Annotated in this window: 21 protein-coding genes; 1 reads left to right on the top strand and 20 read right to left on the bottom strand. The window is 25.4% G+C overall.

Annotated features, from left to right (window positions below):
- Positions 1-153 precede the first annotated feature (153 nt).
- The 4 genes from LW893_RS01620 to LW893_RS01605 form a co-directional block, all read right to left on the bottom strand.
- Positions 154-642: a hypothetical protein gene (locus LW893_RS01620; RefSeq protein WP_233055481.1), complete on the bottom strand. Its 489-nt coding sequence runs from the start codon at positions 640-642 to the stop codon at positions 154-156.
- Between the two features lie 30 nt (positions 643-672).
- Entirely contained in the window at positions 673-2178 is a 1506-nt protein-coding gene (gene murJ, locus LW893_RS01615) for a murein biosynthesis integral membrane protein MurJ (protein WP_233055480.1), read from the bottom strand.
- A 47-nt stretch (positions 2179-2225) separates the two neighbouring features.
- The gene (locus tag LW893_RS01610; RefSeq protein ID WP_233055479.1) at positions 2226-2954 is read right to left on the bottom strand and encodes a hypothetical protein; all 729 of its coding nucleotides are present in this window, start codon (positions 2952-2954) and stop codon (positions 2226-2228) included.
- A 65-nt stretch (positions 2955-3019) separates the two neighbouring features.
- A complete protein-coding gene (locus tag LW893_RS01605) occupies positions 3020-3451 on the bottom strand; it encodes a hypothetical protein (RefSeq protein WP_233055478.1) in 432 nt (143 codons plus the stop codon).
- A 204-nt stretch (positions 3452-3655) separates the two neighbouring features.
- On the opposite strand from LW893_RS01605, the gene LW893_RS01600 reads away from it, so the two are divergent.
- On the top strand, positions 3656-4867 hold the full coding sequence (locus tag LW893_RS01600; RefSeq protein WP_233055477.1) for a nucleotidyltransferase family protein: 1212 nt from the start codon (positions 3656-3658) through the stop codon (positions 4865-4867).
- A gap of 92 nt (positions 4868-4959) precedes the next feature.
- Here the strand turns inward: LW893_RS01600 and LW893_RS01595 are convergent, their stop codons facing one another.
- The 16 genes from LW893_RS01595 to polA form a co-directional block, all read right to left on the bottom strand.
- Positions 4960-5217, bottom strand: coding sequence for a hypothetical protein (locus LW893_RS01595; protein ID WP_233055476.1), 258 nt, complete (start codon positions 5215-5217; stop codon positions 4960-4962).
- 429 nt (positions 5218-5646) lie between these two features.
- Positions 5647-6336: an LrgB family protein gene (locus LW893_RS01590; RefSeq protein WP_233055475.1), complete on the bottom strand. Its 690-nt coding sequence runs from the start codon at positions 6334-6336 to the stop codon at positions 5647-5649.
- A complete protein-coding gene (locus tag LW893_RS01585) occupies positions 6320-6703 on the bottom strand; it encodes a CidA/LrgA family protein (RefSeq protein ID WP_233055474.1) in 384 nt (127 codons plus the stop codon). Before LW893_RS01585 ends, LW893_RS01590 begins: the two co-directional genes overlap by 17 nt.
- A gap of 33 nt (positions 6704-6736) precedes the next feature.
- Positions 6737-7621: a DegV family protein gene (locus LW893_RS01580; RefSeq protein WP_233055473.1), complete on the bottom strand. Its 885-nt coding sequence runs from the start codon at positions 7619-7621 to the stop codon at positions 6737-6739.
- Between the two features lie 106 nt (positions 7622-7727).
- Positions 7728-8270: a 5-formyltetrahydrofolate cyclo-ligase gene (locus LW893_RS01575; RefSeq protein WP_233055472.1), complete on the bottom strand. Its 543-nt coding sequence runs from the start codon at positions 8268-8270 to the stop codon at positions 7728-7730.
- Positions 8270-9547, bottom strand: coding sequence for a bifunctional folylpolyglutamate synthase/dihydrofolate synthase (locus tag LW893_RS01570; RefSeq protein ID WP_233055471.1), 1278 nt, complete (start codon positions 9545-9547; stop codon positions 8270-8272). The genes LW893_RS01575 and LW893_RS01570 overlap by 1 nt, the downstream gene beginning before the upstream one ends.
- A gap of 1 nt (position 9548) precedes the next feature.
- A complete protein-coding gene (locus tag LW893_RS01565; protein ID WP_233055470.1) occupies positions 9549-10400 on the bottom strand; it encodes a bifunctional 5,10-methylenetetrahydrofolate dehydrogenase/5,10-methenyltetrahydrofolate cyclohydrolase in 852 nt (283 codons plus the stop codon).
- A 10-nt stretch (positions 10401-10410) separates the two neighbouring features.
- Positions 10411-11049 carry a cyclodeaminase/cyclohydrolase family protein gene (locus tag LW893_RS01560; protein WP_233055469.1) on the bottom strand — a complete coding sequence of 213 codons (639 nt, stop codon included), beginning with the start codon at positions 11047-11049 and terminating at the stop codon, positions 10411-10413.
- 16 nt (positions 11050-11065) lie between these two features.
- Positions 11066-12736 (bottom strand): formate--tetrahydrofolate ligase, encoded by a 1671-nt coding sequence (locus LW893_RS01555; protein WP_233055468.1) that lies wholly within the window; start codon positions 12734-12736, stop codon positions 11066-11068.
- A 322-nt stretch (positions 12737-13058) separates the two neighbouring features.
- The gene (locus LW893_RS01550) at positions 13059-15740 is read right to left on the bottom strand and encodes a calcium-translocating P-type ATPase, PMCA-type (RefSeq protein WP_233055467.1); all 2682 of its coding nucleotides are present in this window, start codon (positions 15738-15740) and stop codon (positions 13059-13061) included.
- A 258-nt stretch (positions 15741-15998) separates the two neighbouring features.
- Entirely contained in the window at positions 15999-18422 is a 2424-nt protein-coding gene (locus tag LW893_RS01545; protein WP_233055466.1) for an ATP-dependent Clp protease ATP-binding subunit, read from the bottom strand.
- 12 nt (positions 18423-18434) lie between these two features.
- The gene (locus LW893_RS01540; protein ID WP_233055465.1) at positions 18435-19412 is read right to left on the bottom strand and encodes an ATP--guanido phosphotransferase; all 978 of its coding nucleotides are present in this window, start codon (positions 19410-19412) and stop codon (positions 18435-18437) included.
- The gene (locus tag LW893_RS01535) at positions 19405-19899 is read right to left on the bottom strand and encodes a hypothetical protein (RefSeq protein WP_233055464.1); all 495 of its coding nucleotides are present in this window, start codon (positions 19897-19899) and stop codon (positions 19405-19407) included. The genes LW893_RS01540 and LW893_RS01535 overlap by 8 nt, the downstream gene beginning before the upstream one ends.
- Complete coding sequence (locus LW893_RS01530; RefSeq protein WP_233055463.1) at positions 19892-20356, bottom strand: CtsR family transcriptional regulator; 465 nt, start codon at positions 20354-20356, stop codon at positions 19892-19894. Before LW893_RS01530 ends, LW893_RS01535 begins: the two co-directional genes overlap by 8 nt.
- 150 nt (positions 20357-20506) lie before the next feature.
- Entirely contained in the window at positions 20507-22168 is a 1662-nt protein-coding gene (gene coaE, locus LW893_RS01525; RefSeq protein ID WP_233055462.1) for a dephospho-CoA kinase, read from the bottom strand.
- Positions 22155-24785 carry a DNA polymerase I gene (polA, locus tag LW893_RS01520; RefSeq protein WP_233055461.1) on the bottom strand — a complete coding sequence of 877 codons (2631 nt, stop codon included), beginning with the start codon at positions 24783-24785 and terminating at the stop codon, positions 22155-22157. Before polA ends, coaE begins: the two co-directional genes overlap by 14 nt.
- Between the last annotated feature and the right edge of the window lie 235 nt (positions 24786-25020).

Genomic DNA, 25020 nt, shown 5'->3' with positions numbered 1-25020 from the left:
AACATTACCTCTCTTAAAATTTCAATTAAATTTTTTTCCTTCAAAGCATTTTATTCAATTAATGATAATTATAACAATAAATAGTAAAAAAGTCAACTAAGTATAAAAAAAGAGCAATATATTGCTCTTTTATAATTTTATTAAAAGAAAATTTTATTCTTCATCTTCGTCATCTTCGTCGTCATCGTATTCTTCATCATCAATATAATCATCATCAAAGAATTCAACGTCATTTTTATTTTTATTAACTAAGTATCCATAACCTCCTATAATTACAAATACACAAGCTAATATTGGATATAGCCAAAATAAGCCCTTATTTGTTAATTTTGGATATACCTTTAAAAAGTTCTTAAATACTTCAAAAAATGGTATATGGTATTTGTTAGCAATAAGAATACAAGTTGTTATTACTTCAGCTAAAATCATAGATGCACATGATACTATAATTGATATTACAACTCCAAGTTTTGTTAATTTTCTTGAAAATAAAGTATACATAAAAATTGCACAATACAAAGAAATAGCTCCTGACCAAGAACTAAATACTTTTAATAAAGAAATACCTACATATAGGGCTACACCAGCAAAACTACCTATGATAGCACCTATAGTACCAAATAAAACATTTCCTTTTTTCATAATAATTCTCCTTTCTAATAATACATATAATTAAAATTTCTTTAAAATCACTTTTAAAATATCAATAGCTTGTCTTGTTCTAAGTAAAACAGAAACAACCGCATAAGTTATTCCAGCTAAAATGAGGGCTATTAAAAAACTTAAATTAGTAGATAATTTTAAATTTAATATTATAAAACACAATTTTGAAACAAGTGCCATAGCAAAAGCTGATATAATAACTTTTTTACCATTATTAATAATACCTTTAGTTTTTATCTTACCAATTTGTTTTTCAAGTTTCATATATAAATTAATAGCACCAAAAATAGTTGCAATACTTGATCCCAATGCAAGTCCATTTAGTCCCATAAATCTAGATAGTATTATAGAAGTAACTACATTCAAAATTACCATTTCAATAGAATTTATAAGAGGGATTCTTGTCATTTTAAGTGCATAAAATGAATTTGAAAGTACATCTCTTATCCCTAAACCTATAAGTCCTAGACCATAATAAAATAAAACACCAGAAACTAAAATAACATCATTTTCATCAAACTTTCCTCTTTTAAAAATTAAAGTTACTATTTCTTTAGAAAAAATTAATATACCAACACACGCCGGTGTTACTAAGTATATAATTGTTGAAAGAGTTTTTGCAATCTGAACTTTAAACTTTTGTTTTGACTCTATAGCTAATTTGCTAAGAGTTGGAAAAATAGAAGTTACTATTGATACTACCAAAATTCCCCAAACAAATTCATTTAGTTTAACTGAATATGATAAAACTGAAATTCCTCTAACAGAAATGAATGATGCTAAATTTTTATCTATTAGTTGATTAATCTGATTTACAGCAACACCAAAAATTATGGGAAGTGCCAAAACCAAGAGTTTCTTTATATTTTTATCTTTGTAATCAACAAAAAATTTATGTTTATAACCAGTATCTTTAATTGCCCATATATATGGAATATACTGAAAAATTGTTGCAACAGTAACACCAATTGGAGCTAAAATAGGATTAATTTTATAACTAATAATTAAAAATATAATAATTATTATATTATATAAAAATCCTGTAGACCCTGGAATAATAAAATTTCCTTTTATATTCAAGTAACCCTTAAAAATTGAATTTAAAAGTTGAGCAAACATTCCAAGAATCGTAATTCTTGTAAATTGTACAGATAATTCAAAAATTTCGCCCGAATAGCCCATTGCAAAAATAAATACTATTTGTCTAGCAAAAATATATGCTAAAATAGTTGCAAAAATTGATATTAAAAAAATTATATTTATAATATTACTTGTAAATTTTTCAGATTCTGATCTACCTTTATTTCTTTCTATAGTTGTATATGTTGGTATAAAATTAATTGAAATACCTGACATTACAAAACCTAAAATTGTATACGGAACTAAAAGCGAAATTTGAAATGCTGTTGCAACCTCACCTGTTCCATAAAAATATGATAATAATATTTCTCTAAAAAAACCAAATATTTTAGATAAAATATTAATAACCATAAGTAAAAAAGCTGTATAACCCATAAACATCTCCTATCATAAAAAAATGTCAAAAACATAAGTTTTTGACTTTAGTTTTTATATCTACTTGTTACTTTGTCATTAAGTCCATACCATATAAATATTCTTGAAGTTTTATGTAAATGTTCCATAAAAACTTTATATATATGGTTATAAAGATTTTCCAAATCTTTCTTTGTCAAAAATTTTTCCTTTTGTAAAACATAATAATTATTACCTTTAAACTCTAATTTTAATTGTTTAACAATATAATTATTAAGATTAAAAATATATTCTTTTATTACATTTTCAAAAAATTCATTAGTTTTTTCTTCAAACATTTTGTTAAGGTTATAGTAGTCTATAACATTATTTATAACTCTATTTCTAAATCTATAGTCTTTTGAAGATAATTTTCTAACAATTAATTTTTGCTTTTTACTTATCTTTAAATTAGGATAATTAAGTAGAAAATAGTTTTCTACTTCGTTAGCAAAAACATTTGATTTTTTACCATAGATATAAGAATCAACTGCTAAAACTATTTCTAATCTATTAATATCATCATAAACTAGTTTTTGAACGGCACTTTTTATATATTCCTTATCAGATCTATTTTTGTAGAATACATCTAAACTTTTTGAAATTTTATTAAAAATTGCTTGTCTAAACCTAACATTAAAGCCACGTTGTTCAATTGAAAGTGAGGAAATAAAAATATCAAATGCTACGGAATCTTTTAAATATAAAAAATTGTATTCTAAAGCTATTCTTGTGTCTTTATCTAATAAAGCATTCATAATTTTCTCTCCCCCCCTTTTTCTAATCTATTTTTAAATTAAAACATAAAAATATAGTTTCTAATCTATTTGCACATAAAAACTACAATATCATCATCAATATTTCTTAAAAATTTTTTGAAAATTTCACTATGTTTGAAACTATAACTATTTGAAAGTCGTGTTATATCAACAGCAACTGTATTAAATTCACGTTTTTTTATTCCAGCAAAAATATCTTCAAAAATTTCTTCTAAAAATTTTTCATCTTCTGAAGTTTCTATTTTTTTAGGAATCGAGCTTATAATAGTATAAATTGTTTTTAGATTAAATGCAGGAATAATCTTATATTCCCCTGTTGCTAAAGAACTTAATTTACTAAAAACATCAAGTAGTCTATTACCAGCTTTAGAAATAATCTCCATTGTATCATCGTTTGAAAAAGCATTATCAACAAAATAAACAATACAATCAGATTCAATATCGAATATGCTTTCACTAACTACTCTAATATCCATAATAAACCTCCAAAAGTATATATTAAAATAGTATAACTATTATATATTTTTTTTAATATTTAGTCAATAATTACCAGTATATAAAATTGATAAATTTCTGATAATTTAGTTAAATTATTTTTATATTTAATTTTAATATATGGTATAATTAATATAAAAAGATTATTTAAAATAATACTAATTTTATACACAAAAGGAGATAATATGAAAGTTTCTGGAATAATATCAGAATATAATCCATTCCATTTAGGACATAAGTATCAAATAGACACCCTAAAAAATGAGATAGATACCTCTGTAATTGCAATAATGAGTGGCGATTTTGTTCAACGTGGAGAATGTGCTATATTAGATAAATATACAAGAGCTAAAATTGCAATAAATAATGGAATTGACCTTGTAATAGAACTTCCTTTTTTTTACAGTTTACAAAGTGCAGAAAATTTTTCAAAAGGTGGAATTTCAATCTTAAACAAATTAAATATAGTTGACTATCTTTGTTTTGGTTTCGAATGTGATAAAAAAGAAGATATCATAAAGATTGCAAACTTTCAACTTCAATACAGAGATGAAATTGAAGAAATTTTAAATTATGAAATGAAATTAGGAAATAGCTATGCTGTTGCATATAAAAATGCTTGTGTAGAAATCAATAGTAAATATAAAATTTTAGAACTACAAGACGATTTTTTTATTTCAAATAATATTCTTTCAATAGAATATGTTAAAAACTTAATATTATCAAACTCTAAAATTACTCCTTTTCCAATAAAAAGAAAAGGGAAAAATTATAATGATGATAATTATCGTTCAAATGAGCAACTAAGTGCTTCTGCAATAAGAAAAGCAATTTATGAGAATAATATAGAAAAAATCGAAAAATTTATAGATAAAAATACTTTTATTGAGTTAAATAATTCTCTAAAGAATATGACCTTACCAAACGAAAAAATTATTTTAGAAATTTTAAAATATAATATTTTATTAAATCAAATAAATCCTGAAAATATAGTAAATTACGAAAATGGAATTTTAAATTTAATAAAGAAAAATATTCATTCAGTAAATTCTATAGAAGAATTAGCAGAAAAAATTCAAAGTAAAAGATATAAAAAAGTTAGAATAAAAAGATTTATTTATAATTATCTATTAAATATTAATAAGGAAATAAAGGAAATTTATTCAAAAGATATTGAATATATAACAGTTTTAGGCTTTAATAAAAAAGGACAAGAACTGCTTAAAGAAATAAAAAATAAAACCAATCTAGAAATTATAACAACAAATAAAAGCACACAAAATCTATCGGATTTTCAAAAAAACAAATTTGAAATTGAACAAAAATCAAGAAAATTTTATAAGCTTTTCACTAATAACATAAATAAAACTGAGTTTATAAATTTTTTACAAAAATAACTACCGAATTTTCGGTAGTTATTTTAAATTTACATAATATTAGATTTTCTAATTATCAACACAAAATTAGCTTTTTACTATACTTTTGTTAATTAAAACTTATTCAGAAACTCTAATTTCACAATATAATCAAGAAAGCTTATTAGAAAAAAGTCTATAAACAATATGTTTAAAATTACTAGTATATTTTTCACTAGTAATCTTTTTAAATATTTATTTTCTTCTTTTGAAATTGTATCATCTCTTTTTAATCTTTTTAAAATAATACAATCATCAATTAAACTAAATAAAGAAAATATACTACCTAACAATATAATACTAGTAAAAGTAAAATTAACATTACTCGACATACAAACATCCCCTATTCTTACAGCAATTTAATAAATTATAATTATCGTAAAATAATTACTAAAAATATTATTCCTTTTAATACTTTATTTTTCATAACGCTACTCCTATTTAATTTTCTATTATATACTTTTTTTATTAAGATTTTTAAAATCACTATATCTGTTTACATATGAGCTAAAACCATCTCCGTTTTTATATCTTAAATAACTCCCTTATGGGACTACTGGTGTCTCCATTCTTATACCTATAATAATTTCTATAATTCATCCTTATACCTATCACTATAAAGTGTAACAAACCATAACTGTGTTAATTTAGTTAGATTTTAAATAAAAAATAATTAAATGTCAACAGTTTCACCATAAATACTTTATGTTTTTAAACAATTAAAAAAGGTATAGAAAATACTATTCTATACCTTTTCTTTGCTAAATAAAAGTTATTATTAAAGGAATTAAAATTACAGCTAAAATTCCTGAAATTGAAATTGAAACTGTTGCAATCGATCCTTCAATTTCTCCAATCTCCATCGCTTTTGCAGTTCCTAGAACATGACTACAAGAACCAAGTGCAACTCCTTTTGCTACTTTATCATCTATTTTAAAAATCTTAAAAATTATCTCCCCTACACTATAACCAATAATTCCACATATAACTATAAAAACCATAGCTATTTCAGTAATAGCTCCTATTTTCTTAGATATTTCATAGCCTATTGCAGATGTCACAGATTTTGGTAACATAGATAATATAATTTCTTTGTTTATACCAAATATATTACATAAAAATATTCCGATTATTACTCCAATACTTATTCCAATGATACATCCTAGTAATATTGGAAGAAAATACTTTTTTATAATTTCTAAATTCTTATAAAGAGGTACTGCTAATACTACTGTTGCTGGTGCTACAAAAAAAATAATTATATCAGCTCCAATCTTATAATTTGAATAAGGTATCTTAAAAGTCAAAAGTACTAAAATTATAAGAACAGAAGATGTAACCATGGGACTTAGAAATTTTAGTCCTAATTTTACTTGAATTTCGTATCCTATAATAAATGTTATAATTGTTAAGAATATTCCAAAAAGTGGACTATTAATTATTATCTGCATTTTGTTCTCCTTTTACAAAAATCTTTACAAAAAACGAAGTAGCAAATGAAGTAATAGTTATTGATACTACTACACTTACAAATAAAATTAGAAATATTTGTAAAAACTTTCCATTAAAAAAGTGAAACTTATCTATAACTCCAATTACTAATGGGGTCATGAAAAGTGTAATACTTTCAAGTAAAAACTCTGAAACTTTTTCTATTTTTTTTAAATCAATTATTTTAAAATATAATAATGCAACTAGAAATAACATTGATAAAATTGTAGCTGGAATTGGAGACTTTAAAAATATTTCCAAAACAGTTCCAATAAACAAAAAAATTAAAATAATTAAAAATTCATAAATATGTTTAATACTTATCATCTCCCAAAATAATTAAAGGGTTATTACTAACCCTTAAATTTCAAATATATCATATTTACCATACAATTCATCCAAATATACTATTGCTAGAACAGTTGGACCAGTATGACAACCTATAACAGCATCTACTCCACTAATTATTATATTGTCATTATTAAATTCAGTTTTTAATAATTCTTTTATTTCATTAGCTTTTTCTTCACAATCTCCATGAAGAATCAGTATAGTTTGTTTATCCAATACACTTGATCTACTTTTTATAATATCTAAAAACTTCTTTTTAAAAGCTTTATTTCCTCTAACTTTATCAAAAAAGTTAAGTTTTCCTTCATCTTTTGAAATATCTAATATTGGACATATATTTAATAAATTACCTAAAATGAATTTAGCTTTATTTAATCTTCCACCTCTATATAAATAAGTTAAATCATCTAAAGTAAATATATAATTTATATGTTTTTTGAAAAATTCTGTATATTTTATAATATCTTCTACCGTTTCATTATTATCTATCATTTGTGCAACTTTTATAGCCAAAACACCATATCCAAAACTTGCACCTAAACTATCTACTATATGGATTTTTGAATCAGGAAATTCTTCAAGTAAATCATTTTTTACCATATTTGCAGTATTAAAAGTTCCAGAAAGTCCAGAAGATAATGAAATATAAATAATTTCATTATTGGCTAAAAGTTCTTCTTTAAAAGCATCATAAAAATCTTTATAAGAAACCTGAGAAGTTTTGTAGTTAACCCCTTTAGCCATATTATCAAATAATTTATACTTATCAATATCTTTATTTAAAATATATTCATTTTCTCCGTCTGTAACACTCATATTAAATATATGAATTTTATATTTTTGGGCAATTTCTACTGGAATATCTGCTCCCATATCTGAAAATAACTTTATCATTTCTACCTCCATTTTAAAATTTACCTAGTCTATATAATATACTATTTTTTAGTTTTTTGCAAGAAAAAAATAGTTTTGTGATAAAACTATTTTTAAAATAAATATATTAATTTGTAATAACTAAATTAACAGGTAAATCAAATTCATTTATAGGAACTTTATCAATAATTTGATCTTTAAATGCAAGGGATATTGTATAACCTTTATAGTCTTTTAAATACCTATCATAATATCCTCCACCAAAACCAATCCTATAATTATCTTTGTCAAATCCAACACCTGGAACTAATATTAAATCAATCATATCTTTTTCAACGATATTTTCTTTTTTTTCTGGAGGTGTTTTTATTCCATAATAACCTTCAACTAGTTCATCTAAAGAATTGATTTTATAAAAAATCATATTCCTACTTTCTTTTTCGCATATTGGAGAACAAACAGTCTTACCTTCATTCAATAATTTTTCAATTATTGGATAAGTATTTATTTCTGTACCAAAAGGAATAGTAAGAGCTATACATTTTGCTTTTTTAAAATTTTCATTTTCAAATAGTTTATTATATATAGCTTTTTCAAATGATAATCTTTCTTTACTATTAATTGTTTTTAATTTTTCTAATATATCTTTTCTTAAAATCTTTTTGTCCATTAATAATCACTAACTCCTAGTAGTTTACGAACTTCTCCTACAAAATATAATGAGCCAAATGCAGAGATAACATCATCTTTGTTAGAAATACTAAAAGATTTATCTATAGCTTCTTGATAATCTTCAAAGCTATACACTTCTTTATCAGTTAAGCATCTTATTTTTTCTCTTAGATCAGAAGCATTCATGGCTCTATCCGAATCTGGTCTAACAGTTAAAAATACATCAAAACAAGGAATTATTTTTTCAAGCATCTCATTGTAATCTTTGTCTTCTAAAACACCAAAAATTGCTATTTTTTTTGTATTTTTATAATAAAAATTCATATTAGATATAAACTTTTCAACTCCATCAATATTGTGCGCTCCATCTAATATAAAATCAGGTTTTTTTGAAACTAATTCAAATCTACATGGCCAACTAACTGTAGAAAATCCTTTATATATACTTTCATCAGATATATCAAATCCCATGCTTCTAAGTTCAATAAGTAATTCTAAAGAAATAGTTGCATTATTAACCTGATGAGAACCTAATAAATTAATTTTTAAATTTTTAAAATTCTTATAGTTAATAACTTGTCCAGATTTTTTATTTTCTAAAATATCTATTTTTGATAAATCATTCACTATGACTTTTGAATTTTTTTCTTTTGCAACTTTATTAATTGTTTCCATAATCTCGTTGCTTTGAGCATATAATATTAGTGGAATTCCTTTTTTAATTATACCAGCTTTTTCAAGTGCAATTTCAGAAATTGTATTTCCTAAAAATTGTTGATGATCAAAGCTTATTGAAGTAATCATAGTTATTAGAGGTCTCTCTATTACATTTGTAGCATCAAGTCTTCCACCAAGACCAACTTCCATAATTGCAAAATCACACTTTTCACGGTAAAAGTACAATAGAGATACTGCCGTTATAAGTTCGAAATCAGCTGGAAATACTTCAAGAGTATTTGCAACATTTCTTACTTCATTCATTAATTCTATTAATTTATCTTCTGGTATATTCTTATTATTAATTCTAATTCTTTCTTCAAAGTTATATATAGATGGAGAAGTAAACATACCAACTTTATATCCTTGTGAAACTAAAACAGAGTTTACAAAAGAAGTGCAGGAACCCTTTCCATTGGTTCCTGCAATATGAATAACTTTTAATTTATCTTGTGGATTTCCTAATTTTTCCATAAGAATTTTTATATTTTGTAAACCTAATTTAACTCCACTGCAAACTTCTCCTCTAAGTTTTATCATTGCAGTTTCATAGTCCATATTATTTTACCTTTTTTCTAGCAGCAATTAAACATTTTTCAGCTAAAACTGATGTTGTAATTGATCCAATACCACCAGGTACAGGATTTATATAACTAGCAATTTCAGAAACTTCATCAAAATGAACATCTCCTGTTACCTTTCCGTTTTCGTCATAATTTGTTCCAACATCAACAACAATTGCACCTTCTTTAACAAAGTCTTTTGTAACAAAATGAGCTTTACCAATAGCTGAAACAAGAACATCTGCATTTTTACATACTTCTTTTAAATTTTGAGTTCTACTATGACATACAGTAACTGTAGCATTTTTTGCTAATAATAACATGGCAACTGGTTTTCCAATAACATTACTACGTCCAAGAACCACTGCATTTTTTCCAGATAAATCTAAATCATAAAATTCTAACATTTTAATTACTGCAGCAGCTGTACAAGGAATAAAACTATCTTCTTTAGGATAAAAAACTTCCCCAATATTGTATGGGCTAACTCCATCAATATCCTTTTTAGGATTAATTTTCATACCAACTAAATCATCATCAATATGTGATGGTAATGGTCTTAATAGTAAGAAACCATCAACATTATCATCGTTACCAATTTTTTCAAGTTCAGCAATAAAATCAGCTTCAGAAATATCTTCTGGAAAATGAAATTGCACACATTCAATTCCTAAAGATGATAATACTTTAATTGCTGCTTTTTCATATCCAATTGAGTCGCTTCTATCTCCAACTCTAATAAAACCACAAGTTGTAATTTTTCCTTTTTCTTTTAATTCAGCAACTCCAGCTTTAATTTTTTCTTTTAAAGCTATAGCTACATCCTTACCTTTCATTATTGTTGTCATAACAATCTCCTTATTTTAAAAATCCATTAAAAATTTCTTCAAAAGCTTTATTAGCAAGTTCAGTTCCATCTTTTAATAGTTTCATGGATTTTTCATTTATAGTTTTAATATTTTCTTCATTTTTCATTGAAGAAGTATTTGCGAATACACTTAAACTTGCACCTTTAAGCGCAGATTCTAAGAATACAGCTCCAGTTGCAACATCTCCAATAAGATTTTGATTTCCAATTCTTATTAGTCTATCAACTAAACAAAGTGCCTCATAAGATTTTTCCATAATTTGTAATGGAATCATAGCAGCATTATAAAGATTAACCTCTAAAGCTTCTCTTTTTAATCTTTTTTCTTCATCAGTTGTTCTTGGCATCTTGTAACATTGAGATAGTGGATAAAATGCATCTGCATCTCCTTGAACAAGTTCTTTTAATGAAACAATTAATTCATTGTATTTCTTAATTTGTTCCAAAATTTCTTCTTCAACATCTTTAAATTTTTCATTACCAGTTGTATAAATTGCATCCATATTTAGAAGTGCTACTCCTAAAGCGCCAACAAGGGCAGAAGCTCCTCCGCCCCCTGGTACAGGTTGTTTATCTGATAATTCTTGTATAAATAAATTTATGGTTTTATCACACATTTTTTGTTCCATAAATTCCTCCTATTAACTAGAATAATCCAACTATTTTTCCATCATCTGTAATATCAATATTATTAGCAGCTGGTACTTTTGGTAATCCAGGCATTGTCATAATATCTCCACTGTAAGCAACAGCAAAACCTGCTCCTGCAGCAATCTTAATATCTTTAATATTTACTTTAAATCCTTCTGGTCTACCTACCTTATTCTTATCATCTGAGAAAGAATATTGAGTTTTAGCCATACATATTGGAACATTTTTATATCCTAATTCTTCAATAGTTTTAATTTTCTTTTTAACTCCTGGAGAGAATGTTACTCCTAAACCACCATAAACTTTTTGAACAATTTTATTTAATTTTTCTTCTAGTGAATCTTCTATATCATAAATTTGGTTAATAGGTTTACTATTTTCAGCAAGTCTTACAACTTCATTTGCTAAATCAACAGCACCTTCTCCACCTTTTGCCCAAACATCTGAAAGTACAACATTAACACCTAATTCTTTACATTTATCTTCTATTAATTTTAATTCTGCTTCAGTATCTAATGGGAATTTGTTAATAGCAACAACACAAGGAATACCAAATAGATTTTGCATATTTTCAACATGTTTTAATAAGTTTGGAAGACCTTTTTCTAATGCTACTAAATCTTCATTACCAAGTTCAGTCTTAGCAAGTCCACCATGCATTTTTAATGCTCTTACAGTAGCAACTACTACAACTGCATTTGGGTTTAAACCAGCAAATCTACATTTAATATCAAGGAATTTTTCTGCTCCTAAGTCAGCTCCGAAACCAGCTTCTGTTACAACATAATCTGCATATTTTAAAGCTAATTTTGTAGCAATTATACTATTACATCCATGTGCAATATTTGCAAATGGTCCACCATGAATAAATGCTGGAGTATGTTCTAATGTTTGGACAAGATTTGGTTTAATAGCATCTTTTAGTAAAGCTGCCATTGCGCCTTGAGCATTTAAGTCTTTTGCAGTTACAGGTTCGCCTTTTCTATTATAAGCAACAATAATTTTTCCTAGTTTTTCTTTTAAATCTCTTAAATCATTTGATAGACATAAAATAGCCATTACTTCTGATGCAACTACGATTTCAAATCCATCTTCTCTAGGAACACCATTAGATTTTCCATTTAATCCATCAACTATGAAACGAAGTTGTCTGTCATTCATATCAACAACTCTTTTCAAAGTAATTGTTCTTGCATCAATATCTAACTCATTTCCATGATTAATATGATTATCTAACATTGCAGCTAATAAGTTGTTTGCAGCTCCTATAGCGTTGAAATCTCCAGTGAAATGTAAGTTAATATCTTCCATTGGAACTACTTGAGCATATCCACCACCTGCAGCACCACCTTTAACACCAAAAACTGGTCCTAAAGAAGGTTCTCTAAGTGCAAGAGCTGTTCTTTTTCCAATTTTATTTAAACCATCACCAAGACCTACAACAGTTGTTGTCTTACCTTCTCCTGCAGGAGTTGGAGTGATAGCAGTAACTAAAATTAACTTTCCATTTGGTCTTTCGTTATAGTCTTTCAATTCATGTATATTTAACTTTGCTTTATAATTTCCATAAAGCTCTATAGCTTCTTCCGGAAATCCTAAGTAATCAGCTACTTCTCTGATAGGTTTCATTTTTGCTTCTTGAGCAATTTGCACATCTGTTTTCATAAAAATTCCTCCTTTTTATTAACAAAACAATTTTTAGGGAATCGTTATTCCCTCTATTCAGTATACAATTTATTTATTAATATGTCAATATCTTTTAATATAAAAAGTTTATTATACATGTTTAAAATCAAATATACACTTTAATTACAAAATACCCTTATAAATAATATATAACACAATAATTTTTAAAACTTTTTAATAATGTTTATAATAATGAACGTTTTACACTTAAAATTATAAATATTATTTTATTTATATTCAAATAAAAAAGTCGAATTATCTATGCATATAATTCGACTTAGCATTATTTATTATTTTTATTTTACTTCTTTTTTATTATTTTTGATACTTCAGCTACTATAAATGGAACAAAAGCGAGTGGTATTGCTACTGATAATTCTTTTATTCCTAAAGTTACCGTATCAAAATATGGTTGTAGGAAAGGTACATAAACAACTATTAGCATCATTACAAATGATAAGGCAGTTCCATATACTAATGTTTTATTTGAAAACACACCAATATGGAATAAAGTAAATCTACTACTTCTAACTGAATAACTTCTTAAAAGTTCCGCAGTAATTAGTGTAAAGAATGCAACTGTTCTTGCACCTTCGATATGATTAGGATAATGATGCATTCCATAGAAATATGCTCCTAGTGTAGCTACTGTTATAGCTATAGATTGAGAAACAATACTATAAATCATTTCTTTATCTAAAATTGGTTCGTTAGGATTTCTTGGTGGAACTTCCATAATATCTTCATCACCTTTTTCAACCCCTAGTGCAAGAGCTGGAAAACTATCTGTAACTAAGTTTAACCAAAGTAGTTGAATTGGTATAAATGGTACTGGAATATTTAATAAAATAGAAATTAGTACTATTAATATTTCTCCAACATTACAAGATAATAAGAATGATACGAACTTTTTAATATTTGAATATATAATACGTCCTTCATGAACTGCTGAAACAATTGTAGCAAAATTATCATCTGTTAAGATTACATCTGAAGTATTTTTCGCAACATCAGTACCAGTAATTCCCATTGAAACACCAATATCTGCTCTTTTAATTGCTGGTGCATCGTTTACTCCATCACCTGTCATAGCAGCTATATGACCATTTTTCTTTAATGCACTAACAATTTGTACTTTATTCTCAGGACTTACTCTTGCAAATACTCTTGTAGTTTTTACTACTTCACAGATTTCTTCTTCAGTCATCTTATTAAGCTCACGACCCATTATAGCTTTTGAATTTTCATCTAATATTCCTAAATCCTTAGCAATTGCAACTGCAGTTTCAAGATAATCTCCTGTAATCATTATTGGAATAATACCAGCTTTTTTACATTCTTTAATTGCTTCTTTTGCTTCCGGTCTAGCTGGATCAATCATTCCCATTAATCCAACAAAAATCATATCTCTTTCAATGTTTTCTGAAGTTTTATCATCTGGTAAAGAATCAAATTTTCTATATGCAAATGCTAATACACGAAGGGCTTGTTTAGCAAATTCACTATTTTGTAAAAGAACTTTTTCTTTTAATTCATTTGTAAATTCTTCTACTTTTCCATTTATTAAAATATATTTACAATTATCTATTACTATGTCTGGTGCACCTTTTGTAGCAGAAATAACATTTGATGAAAAAATATTCTCATTAAATGTTGTCATCATCTTTCTAGTTGAATCGAAAGGTATTTCAGCAATCCTTTTATGATTATCATTTAATTTATCTTTTAAAATACCAACTTTTTCAGAAAGTGTAAGTAACGCACCTTCAGTGGGATCCCCAGTTATTCTATAGTTATTTTCATCTTTAATAAGTTTTGCATCATTAACTAATGTTGAAATAGTTGAAATCGAAATAAAATCGTCTATTTCTTTAGCATTAACATTTTCTCCATTTAACGATACTTCACCAATAGGTTCATAGCCTGTTCCTTCTACATCATAAACTAAATTATCAACATAAACTTTTTTTACTGTCATTTCATTTTGAGTAAGAGTTCCTGTTTTATCTGAACAAATTACTGTAGTTGTTCCTAATGTTTCAACAGCTAATAGTTTCTTTACAATCGCATTCTTTTTAACCATTTTTGTCATACCAAGAGATAGTACTATTGTAACTATAGCTGGTAAACCTTCAGGTACAGCAGCAACAGCAAGAGATATTGCAGTTAAAAGCATTAGTAAAAATTGTTGTTTATATAAAAGTCCTACAATAAATACAACAATACAAACTCCCACTGTTATTAGTCCTAATGATTTTGATAAACCTGCAAGCTTTCTTTGAAGCGGTGTATCTTCATCTTCAAAAGAATCAAGTGTTGTTGCAATCTTTCCAATTTCAGTATTTTCACCAGTTGAAACTACTACTCCAAGACCTCTACCATATGAGATAATAGTTGATGAATAAGCCATATTTTCTCTATCACCAATTTCAATTTCTCCATCATAAATTTTATCAGCAAATTTTTCTACCGGTACAGATTCTCCTGTTAATGAAGATTCATCAATTTTTAAAATAAAACTTTCTATCAATCTTAAATCTGCTGGTATAATATCTCCAGTTTCAAGTTCAACAATATCACCAACAACAAGTTCTGGAGATGGAATATGAATTAATTTTCCATTTCTATAAACTTTAGCCATTGGACTTGCCATTTTTTGTAAAGCTTCAATTGATTTTTCTGCTTTTCCCTCTTGATTAAGTGAAAGAATTGCATTTACAACTACAATTGCAATAATTATAAAAGCATCTGTTATTTCACCTACAACAGCAGACATTATACAAGCACCAATTAATATTAAAATCATCGGATCTTTAAATTGGTCAATAATTTTTGAAAGAAGTGATTTTTTATTCTTTTGTTTCAATTCATTTCTTCCATTTTTTTCTAAAAGCTCTTTTGCTTTTTCGCTTGAAAGTCCATTTTTTATATCACTTCCAAGTTCGTTGATACATTCATCAACACTTTTGTTGTACCAATACATAATTTTCCTCCTTAAGTTAAGGTTTTTTGCATAAAAAAACCTTGTTTAATAAAATTAAACAAAGGTCTTGCTTCCTATTGAAATAGTTAGGTGTTTAGCCGGGATAAACCGTACTGACGACTAAACAAAAATAGCTACTCCCCTTTATTAAATATATTATACTAAATTTGAATATTTATTTCAAGTATAATTTTATAATTTTAAAAATAGAAGATGTTTAAACAAACACCTTCTATTTAAAAAATATATTAAAACATTTTATTTTGTTTTAACTTTTACCTTTTCAAGTACTATATTTCCTTTTTTTACATCTAAAAATAATTTTTCATCATTAAGAATCTGATTTTTTAAAATTTCATCTGCAATTTTATTTTCAAGCTCAGACTTAATAATTCTTTCAAGCGGCCTAGCTCCGTAAGCTTTATCAAATCCCATATCAGACAATTTTTTTACAATTTTATTGCTATATCCAATGTTTAGACCCATATTTTTTAATCTTTTCTTTAACTTTTCAAGTAATAATTCTGTAATTTTTAGTATATCTTTTTCATCCAATTTTGAAAATACAATAATATCATCAACTCTATTTAAAAATTCAGGCTTAAACATTATTTTTAATTCAGAATTTACAATTTCTTTCATTCTATCATATTCTTTTTCTTCTTCATTTTTCTTAGCTGAAAATCCTAATGAATTTTTCTTTTCAATTGCTGAAGCTCCAACATTAGACGTCATTATAATAACAGTATTTTTAAAATTTACAGTTTTTCCTTGGGAATCTGTAAGTCTTCCATCATCAAGAATTTGTAATAACATATTAAATACATCAGGATGAGCTTTTTCGATTTCATCAAATAATACAACACTATATGGTTTTCTTCTAACGGCTTCAGTTAAATATCCACCTTCTCCATATCCAACATATCCTGGTGGAGAACCTACTAATTTTGAAACTGTATGTTTTTCCATATACTCACTCATATCTATTCTAATCATATTTTCTTCAGATTCGAATAAAAGATTTGCTAAAGATTTTGCTAAATATGTTTTACCAACTCCAGTTGCTCCAACAAAAATAAAACTTCCAATTGGTTTGCTACCTAACGAAACACCTGCTCTAGATCTTTTTATGGCATTCGTTACTCTATCAATAGCAGTTCCTTGTCCTATAACAATATTTTTCAAATTATCTGATAAGGACAAATACTTTTGGCTCTCTTTAGCTGTTAGTCTATTAACAGGGATTTTACTCCAATCCGATATAATTTTTGCAATATCATCATATTTTAAAATTAAATTTTCATTATTTTTCTTATCTTTCTTAATTTCTTTTAGTTTTTTTATTTCTTCTAAATTTTCTTCATATTTATTTTTACATTCTTGCGCTTTTAAGAATTCTTGACTTTCAACATATTCTTTTATATATTTTTTTAAGTCTTCATTTTCATCTTTTAGTAATGAAATATCATCAGTATTTAAAAATGATTTAATTCTTAACATAGAACCAGCCTCATCTATTAAATCAATAGCTTTATCCGGTAAAAATCGGTCTGTTAAATATCTATGAGATAATTCTGCCGCAGCTTTGATAGCTTCATCTGTTATAACTATCCCATGGTGATTTTCATACTTATCTTTAAGACCATACAAGATATTCATCGTCTGACTTACTGTTGGCTCTAAGACCTCAATTGGTTGTAATCTTCTTTCAAGAGCTGAATCTTTTTCAATATGTTTTCTATATTCGTCTATTGTAGTCGCACCAATAAGTTGAATTTCTCCTCTTGCTAAAAATGGTTTTAGTATATTAGCAGCGTCAATAGATCCTTCACTTCCACCAGTACCAACAATATTATGGAATTCATCAATGAATATAATTACATTTTTATTTTTTATAATTTCATTTAAAGTATCTTTAACTCTTTTTTCAAAATCACCTCTATACTTACTTCCGGCAAGCATAGCTGGTAAATCTAAACTATATACTATTTTATTTTCTAAAAATTCAGGAACTTTAGATTCAACAATTCTAAGAGCAAGTCCCTCTACAATTGCAGTTTTTCCAACTCCTGCTTCACCAATAAGGATAGGATTATTTTTTGTTCTTCTTAGTAAAATTTGTAAAATTCTATCTATCTCCTTGTCTCTACCTATCACTTGATCAATTTTTCCGCTTTTCGCTCTTTCGTTGAGATTAACAGTATATTTTTCTAAAGTTTCTGTTGTTATTTCTGTAGAAACATTTGAAGTATTCTCAAAATTTATTTTTTCTTTAATATCTAAAGAAATACTTTCAGGACTTATATTAGAATCAATTAACATTTTGTATGCAAGAGATGATTTTAACTCCATTAAAGAAATCAAAAGATGACAAGGTAAAACTTGAACATTATCTGATTCCATTGCAATATTTACTGCATTATCTACCACTTTTTTTGCATTCTTTGATAATTTGCTAGCAACATTAGAAAAATTACCTACTCCCCTTTTTTCCAATATGTAGCTTTTTAAATAATTATAATTTGCTCCAGCAGAAATAAGACTTTCCGTCTCTCTACTATTTATTTTTAAAAACGCAAGTAGAATATGCTCAGTACCTATATAATCGTTTTTTAAATAAAAAGCTTCATTTACTGCATATCTAATGAATTCATCAACACTTCTTATTACATTTTCATACATAAAATCACCTACCTATATCAATTTTAAAATCACTTTTAAAAGTTCTTCATTTTGTTCTTCTTCATTTAAAAAGACAGAACTTCTAACTGTCATAAGACTTTCATATAGAAGTTTTAAATCATATTCTACTATAAGTTCTAAACTTTGTAACAAAATACAAAGAGAAATATATTTTGTAACTATATATGGAGTTACATTTTCTCTATTCATTAATATACTTCTATATTTTTCAAATTTATCTCTAAAATATTCAGTTTTTATACCTAATAATTTTCTACGATTATCTATTTCTAAATTTACTATTTCTGTTATATACTTATCCATTTTTCGAATAGCTGAAAATTCTTCAGAATTTTCATTACAAAATTCAACAATATAAAAATCTTCACATAATCCAATACTTAATAGAGAATAAATTTTAATACCTAAACTGGCCAGTTTTTTTTCTAAAAAATCAGTAGTTTTATAATACCTTAATGAAGGTATATGCAAAACTCCCGTCATTTTTAAACCATTCCCTACTAAATTTAAATCTTCAAAAATATAGCCAAAATTAGTATTAAATGAAAATTTTATTTTTTCATCCAAATCAGCCTCAAGTCCATATGCAAAATGTCCACATCTAAAATAATTAACGCCTGGTAGTTTTCCAGTTAGTCGTAAATGCTCTTTAATATTTATATTCATATAAACAAATCCATCATCTCTTGATGCTATATATGAATTCTCTCTAAAAATATCATTAGAATCCAAGAATAATCCCTTATTATAATATTTAAGAATCTTTTTTCTACTATCTATTTTTTCAAAATAAAATCTATCACTATAATACAGCTTATAAAACGAAGAGCAAATTTTATTATAAAGACTAATTTCATCTTCATATGAAAGCATATAATTAAATTTATATCCTTTAATATTTCTATATACGTCAACTTGACTCGAAAGAGAGACATACTTTTCAGAAATTTTTCCTAAGAAACTACTCATTAATTTCCCTCCTTAGTTTAAGATTTTTCTTTTCTAATTCTTCAATTGCATTCTTTAATACATTACATTTTAAAAAATCTTCAATCTCTATACAATACTCTAGTTCTCTTTTTAAGTCTGATATTTTAATACTATTATCATAAAAATCTTTAGTATACTCAGGGACTTTCCCCTTATATTTTTTAAAATCATTATTTAATATTCTATTTAAAAAATTTGAATATATAAGTGATGGTTTTAATTTCTCTTTTTCTATAATTTTATATATAGTTTCAAAACAGCAAGGACATACTGTCATATTTGTATATAAAATATCTTTTACCGAAGTTTTGCATTTTTTACATTTTATATTAGAATTAATAATTTGATCTTTAAACTCTAACAAAATATTAATATCATCTGTAGTTTTTAATGAATTAAATAAATTATTGTATTCATCTTCTGGAATTTCTTTTTCATAACCAATTGTAATAATCTTTTTACTCATTTTTCCTCCCGAAAGAATACACAACATTAAGCAATACATTTGCTCTTAAATTATCTTTTATTTTATTATCAACAAAAAGTGAATTATCACTAATAGCATGTAAAATAATAAGTCTTTCTCTTTTTGATATATAACCTAATTCAAATATTCTATCAATTATTCTTTTTCCTTCATTGAATGTAATTTCATTATTTTCTAAATACTCAATTATAGAATTAAAAAATACATCCTCATTTGAAAGAGTAGAAATTTTAATATAACCACTTCCTCCACGATGGCTTTCTATATAGTAACCATTTGTTGAAGAAAATCTAGTTGTTAAAACATAATTAATTTGAGAAGGAGCACAAGAAAATTTACTTGCAAGGTCATTTCTACCTATCTCAATAATTCCATTTTCTGAATTTTCTAGCATTTCTTTAAGAAATTTTTCTATAATATCACTAATACCTGCCAAAAGAACACCCCCTGACCTACTTTGACCTTTTATAATATTATACCCAATAATATATTTTTTTTTACATTTTAAAAACTTTTTATATTATGTTATACTTAGCAATAAAAAAACAACGAAATTAAATTTCGTTGTTTTTATAATAATTTAATCTTAAAAACTACTCAAAATATATCTTATGGTATTTTTAACATTTTCAACAAACTTTGAAAAACCTTTAGTCTTCTTAGTTGGAAATTCTTTACCATATAAAATTTCATAAGCTTTTAGTGCTTTATTAACTTTATTAACATAATGTTTTGTTTCTGATGATGGAATATTATATAGACTAACTCCATCACTTGAATATTTTGAATCTTTTAACCAAGTATTTACATTACCTATTCCACCATTATATGCAGCATAAACTGTATCCATATTACTAAAATTTTGCATTAGATACTTAATATAATAAGTCCCTATTTTAATATTTGTTTCAGCGTCATTTAAATCTATAGAGTTTGCATCAATATTTAACAACTTAGCTACATGCTTAGCAGTATCTGGTAAAACTTGCATCAATCCTTTCGCATTTACTTTACTTGTTGCATCAGTTTTAAAATTACTTTCAACTCTCATAATAGCTAAAACTACTTTAGGATCAACTCCATACTCATTTGAATATTTTTGAATTTCTTCTAAATAATTTACAGGATAATTTACTCCACCATAATATATAGCTCCTAAAAATAGAGCGTTAATAATTATTAAAAAGCTTACAATAGAAAGTAATATTTTTTTCCAAATCTTCATTTTTTTCTTCTTTTTTCCATTATCTTCATTAATTTCTTCATCTAAAGTTTCTTCAACAGAATTTTTTATATCATTTTCAATTTTTTCTATTTTATCTTCGCGTAAAGGACTTAAGTCTGTCAATTTTGTTTTTTCTAAATCCTTTTCTTCAATTTCTTTTAGATCAATATTTTCTGTTTTTTGTTCATTTGTAAAAATAGTTTGTAATAATCTTTCAGAATTGTTTTCATTTTCAACTAATGATTCCTCAGTATTTTCTTCTACCTTTTCTTCAGTAATAATTTCATCTTCTGATATTTTTCTAACATCACTTTCTTCTTCAGATGTATCTTCAGATTCTTCATTAAGTTCCTCAATTTCTTCTTTTTTATTTTTCTTAAACCTACCAAAAAATCCAATTTTCTTTTCTTCTTTAATACAGCTGTTATCAAAAAGTAAATTAAGTTTATTATTTAATTCTTCGTAATCTCCATTATTTTCGATAGATAAAATATCAAAATCATCACTTTCGAAATCAGATTGAATTTCCATAATTCTATGAGCAATTTCTTCTGTCATTCCCTTTCTACTCATTAGCCTATTGAATCTCACTTCATCACTTGCAGTAATATTCCATATTTCATCAATATTAACCAATTTTTTTAGTATATTTATTGATTCGTTTAATAGAGGAATTTGTAAAAACACAACATCTGCTTCAGATTCTTTTGCAAGACTAACCATATTTTTTAAAATTACAGGGTGAGTTAGTTCATTTAATTTTTCTCTATTTTCATCATTTAAAAATACTGTTCTTCTTAGTTTAGCTTTAGAAATATTTCCTTTTTCATTTAAAATACTATCTCCAAATTCATTTACTAAAACTTTATAAAGTTCAGCACCTCTTTTATATAATTCTTTTATTTGATCATCTGCATCTAATACTAAATAATTTTTATTTCTCTTTTTAATAAGTTCTGATATACTACTTTTACCACTAGCAATTTGTCCCGTAATTATAATATACTTTTTATTTCGACTCAAACCAATTCCTCCCTTCAAAAACATCAACTTTTAATGGTAAATCTAATTTATATACATTTTCCATCGATTCTTTTAAAATATTCTTAACAATATCTTTTTCTTTTTCATCACATTCTATTATTAATTCATCATGAATTTGTAAAATTAATTTTGCATTTACTTTTTCTTCCTTCAATCGTTTATAAACTTTAATCATTGCAAGCTTTATAATATCTGCTGCACTTCCTTGTATTGGAGTATTTAAAGCAATCCTTTCACCAAAACTTCTAATGTTAAAATTCTTTGATTTTATTTCAGGAATATATCTTTTTCTGCCCAATATAGTTGTTACATAACCATCTTTTTTTGCTATTTTAACTATTTCTTCCATATAATTCTTTATATTTGGATAAGTATTTAAATATCCGTCAATATATTGTCTTGCTTCATTTCTAGTAATATTTAAATCTTTAGAAAGACCATAATCACTAATTCCATATACAATTCCAAAATTTACTGCTTTCGCACTACGTCTTTGATTATCTGTAACTTCTTCAATAGGAACTCCAAATACTTCACTAGCAGTTTTATAATGTATATCTAAATCATTTTTAAATGAATCAATCATAACTAAATCTTTAGATAAATGTGCTAAAACTCTAAGTTCTATTTGAGAATAGTCAGCATCTATAAAAACTTTATTTTTGTCTGCAACAAATACTTTTCTAATATTTTTTCCTTCTTGAGTTCTTACTGGAATATTTTGTAAATTTGGATCAACAGAACTTAGTCTACCTGTTGCAGTTATCATCTGCTTATAAGATGTCCTAACTCTATCATCTTCCATAATATAATCCAAAATTCCAACTAAATAAGTTGAGATTAATTTATTTAAAGATCTATATTTTAATATATATTCTGCTATTTCATAATCCTCTGATAATTTTTCTAAAACTTCAACATCTGTTGAATACCCAGTTTTAGTCTTTTTTACTACTGGTAATTTCATTTTATCAAATAAAATAACACCTAATTGTTTAGGAGAATTTAAATTAAATACTTCTCCAGCAAGTTCATATACTCTTTGTTCATATTCATCTGCAAGTTTTGAATATTCTTCATTTAATTCCAATATTTTATTCTTATCAACTTTCACTCCAGTTTTTTCCATATCTGCAAGAATTTTAACAAGAGGTTTTTCAACATTTTCGTATAATGAATACAAATTATTTTCTTTTACTTTTTGAACAAAAATACTGTATAATTCAGAAATAGCAAAAACATACTGTGAAATATATTTTACTATAATATCTTCATCCAAATCAAAAAATGTCTTTTTATTTTTACCCTTACCAAATCTTTCTTTTAAATCTATGATTTCTAAATGAAGTAACTCTTCACTAACTTTAGTTATATCATAATTTCCTTTATTAGAATCTACTAAATATTCTAAAATCATAACATCTTCATAGTTATTAACTTCAAAATTGTTTTTTAATAAGAAAAATAATTCTTCCTTTATATCATATCCTACTATTTTGATATCAGAATTACAAAGTCTTTCAAAATCTTCCAAATTAAATTCTTTACAAATATATGACTTCTTATTGTAATCGGAATAAACTCCTATATAAAACTTTTCTCTATATATATATTCTTTATCTGAGAAAAATTTAACTGCTATTGATTTATCATTCTTTATTTTATCAAAAATTTCTGAAAAATTAATAACTTCTGAATCTATTATATGATTTATACTATTTGAATTATCTTTCTTTACGTCTTTAAAGAACTTATTTATTATGCTTTTAAATTCTAAATTTTCTAATTTTTCAATATATTCATTTAGATTAACATCTTTTAATTCAAAATCTTCAATATTTTTATCTATAGGAACATTTAAATATATCTCTCCTAGGTATCTACTTAAATATGCTTTATCCTTTTCATTTTCAAGATTTTCTTTTAATTTTCCTTTTAATTTTCCTAAATTTTTATATAAGTTTTCAAGATTTCCGTATTCTTGGATCAACTTTAAAGCTGTTTTCTCCCCTACACCTTTAACACCTGGAATATTATCAGAACTATCCCCTTGAAGTGCTTTAACATCAATTAATTGCTTAGGAGAAATTCCAAAATCTTCAAAAATAGCATTATTATCCATAAGCTTAATTTCACTTATGCCCTTCTTTGTTAAATACACAAAAATATTATCATCTACTAATTGTAAATAGTCTCTATCTCCTGTAAAAATATCTACTTCGAAACCTTCTTTTTGAGCCAATTTAGCAATAGTTCCTAATATATCATCTGCTTCATATTCATCAAGTTCTAAATAATTTACATTCATAGAAGAAAGCAAATCCTTTAAAATTCCAAATTGATAAGTTATTTCATTAGGAGCTTTATCACGAGTTCCCTTATAATCAGAATATTCTGTATGTCTAAATGTTTTTGAACCTTTATCAAAAGCTACAAAAACATGTGTTGGATTTGTTAACTCTAGTGCTTTATAGTACATGTTTAAAAATCCATAAACTCCATTTACAAAAACACCATCTTTTGTTGTTAAATTTTTTATTGCATAAAAAGCCCTAAAAATAAGGCTTGATCCATCTATTAAAAGTATTTTTTTCATTTTATTCTCCAAAATTATAATAAAATTTATTACCAAAATGTATTATAAAGTACATACATAGATATTATAACATATTTTTATATATAATGTCTAAATCAAAATAATGAAAAATCTCATTTTATGTTATATAAATGTTATTAAATTTTTTAAAGTAAGTATCATCGATTTTTAAAAAAATTGGCATATATAATATTTTTATGATATAATTACATTAATTATATTATTTTGAATGGAG

Source organism: Parvimonas micra (assembly GCF_021300775.1).
Taxonomy (GTDB): domain Bacteria; phylum Bacillota; class Clostridia; order Tissierellales; family Peptoniphilaceae; genus Parvimonas.
This window is presented reverse-complemented; position numbering and strand designations above follow the sequence as displayed.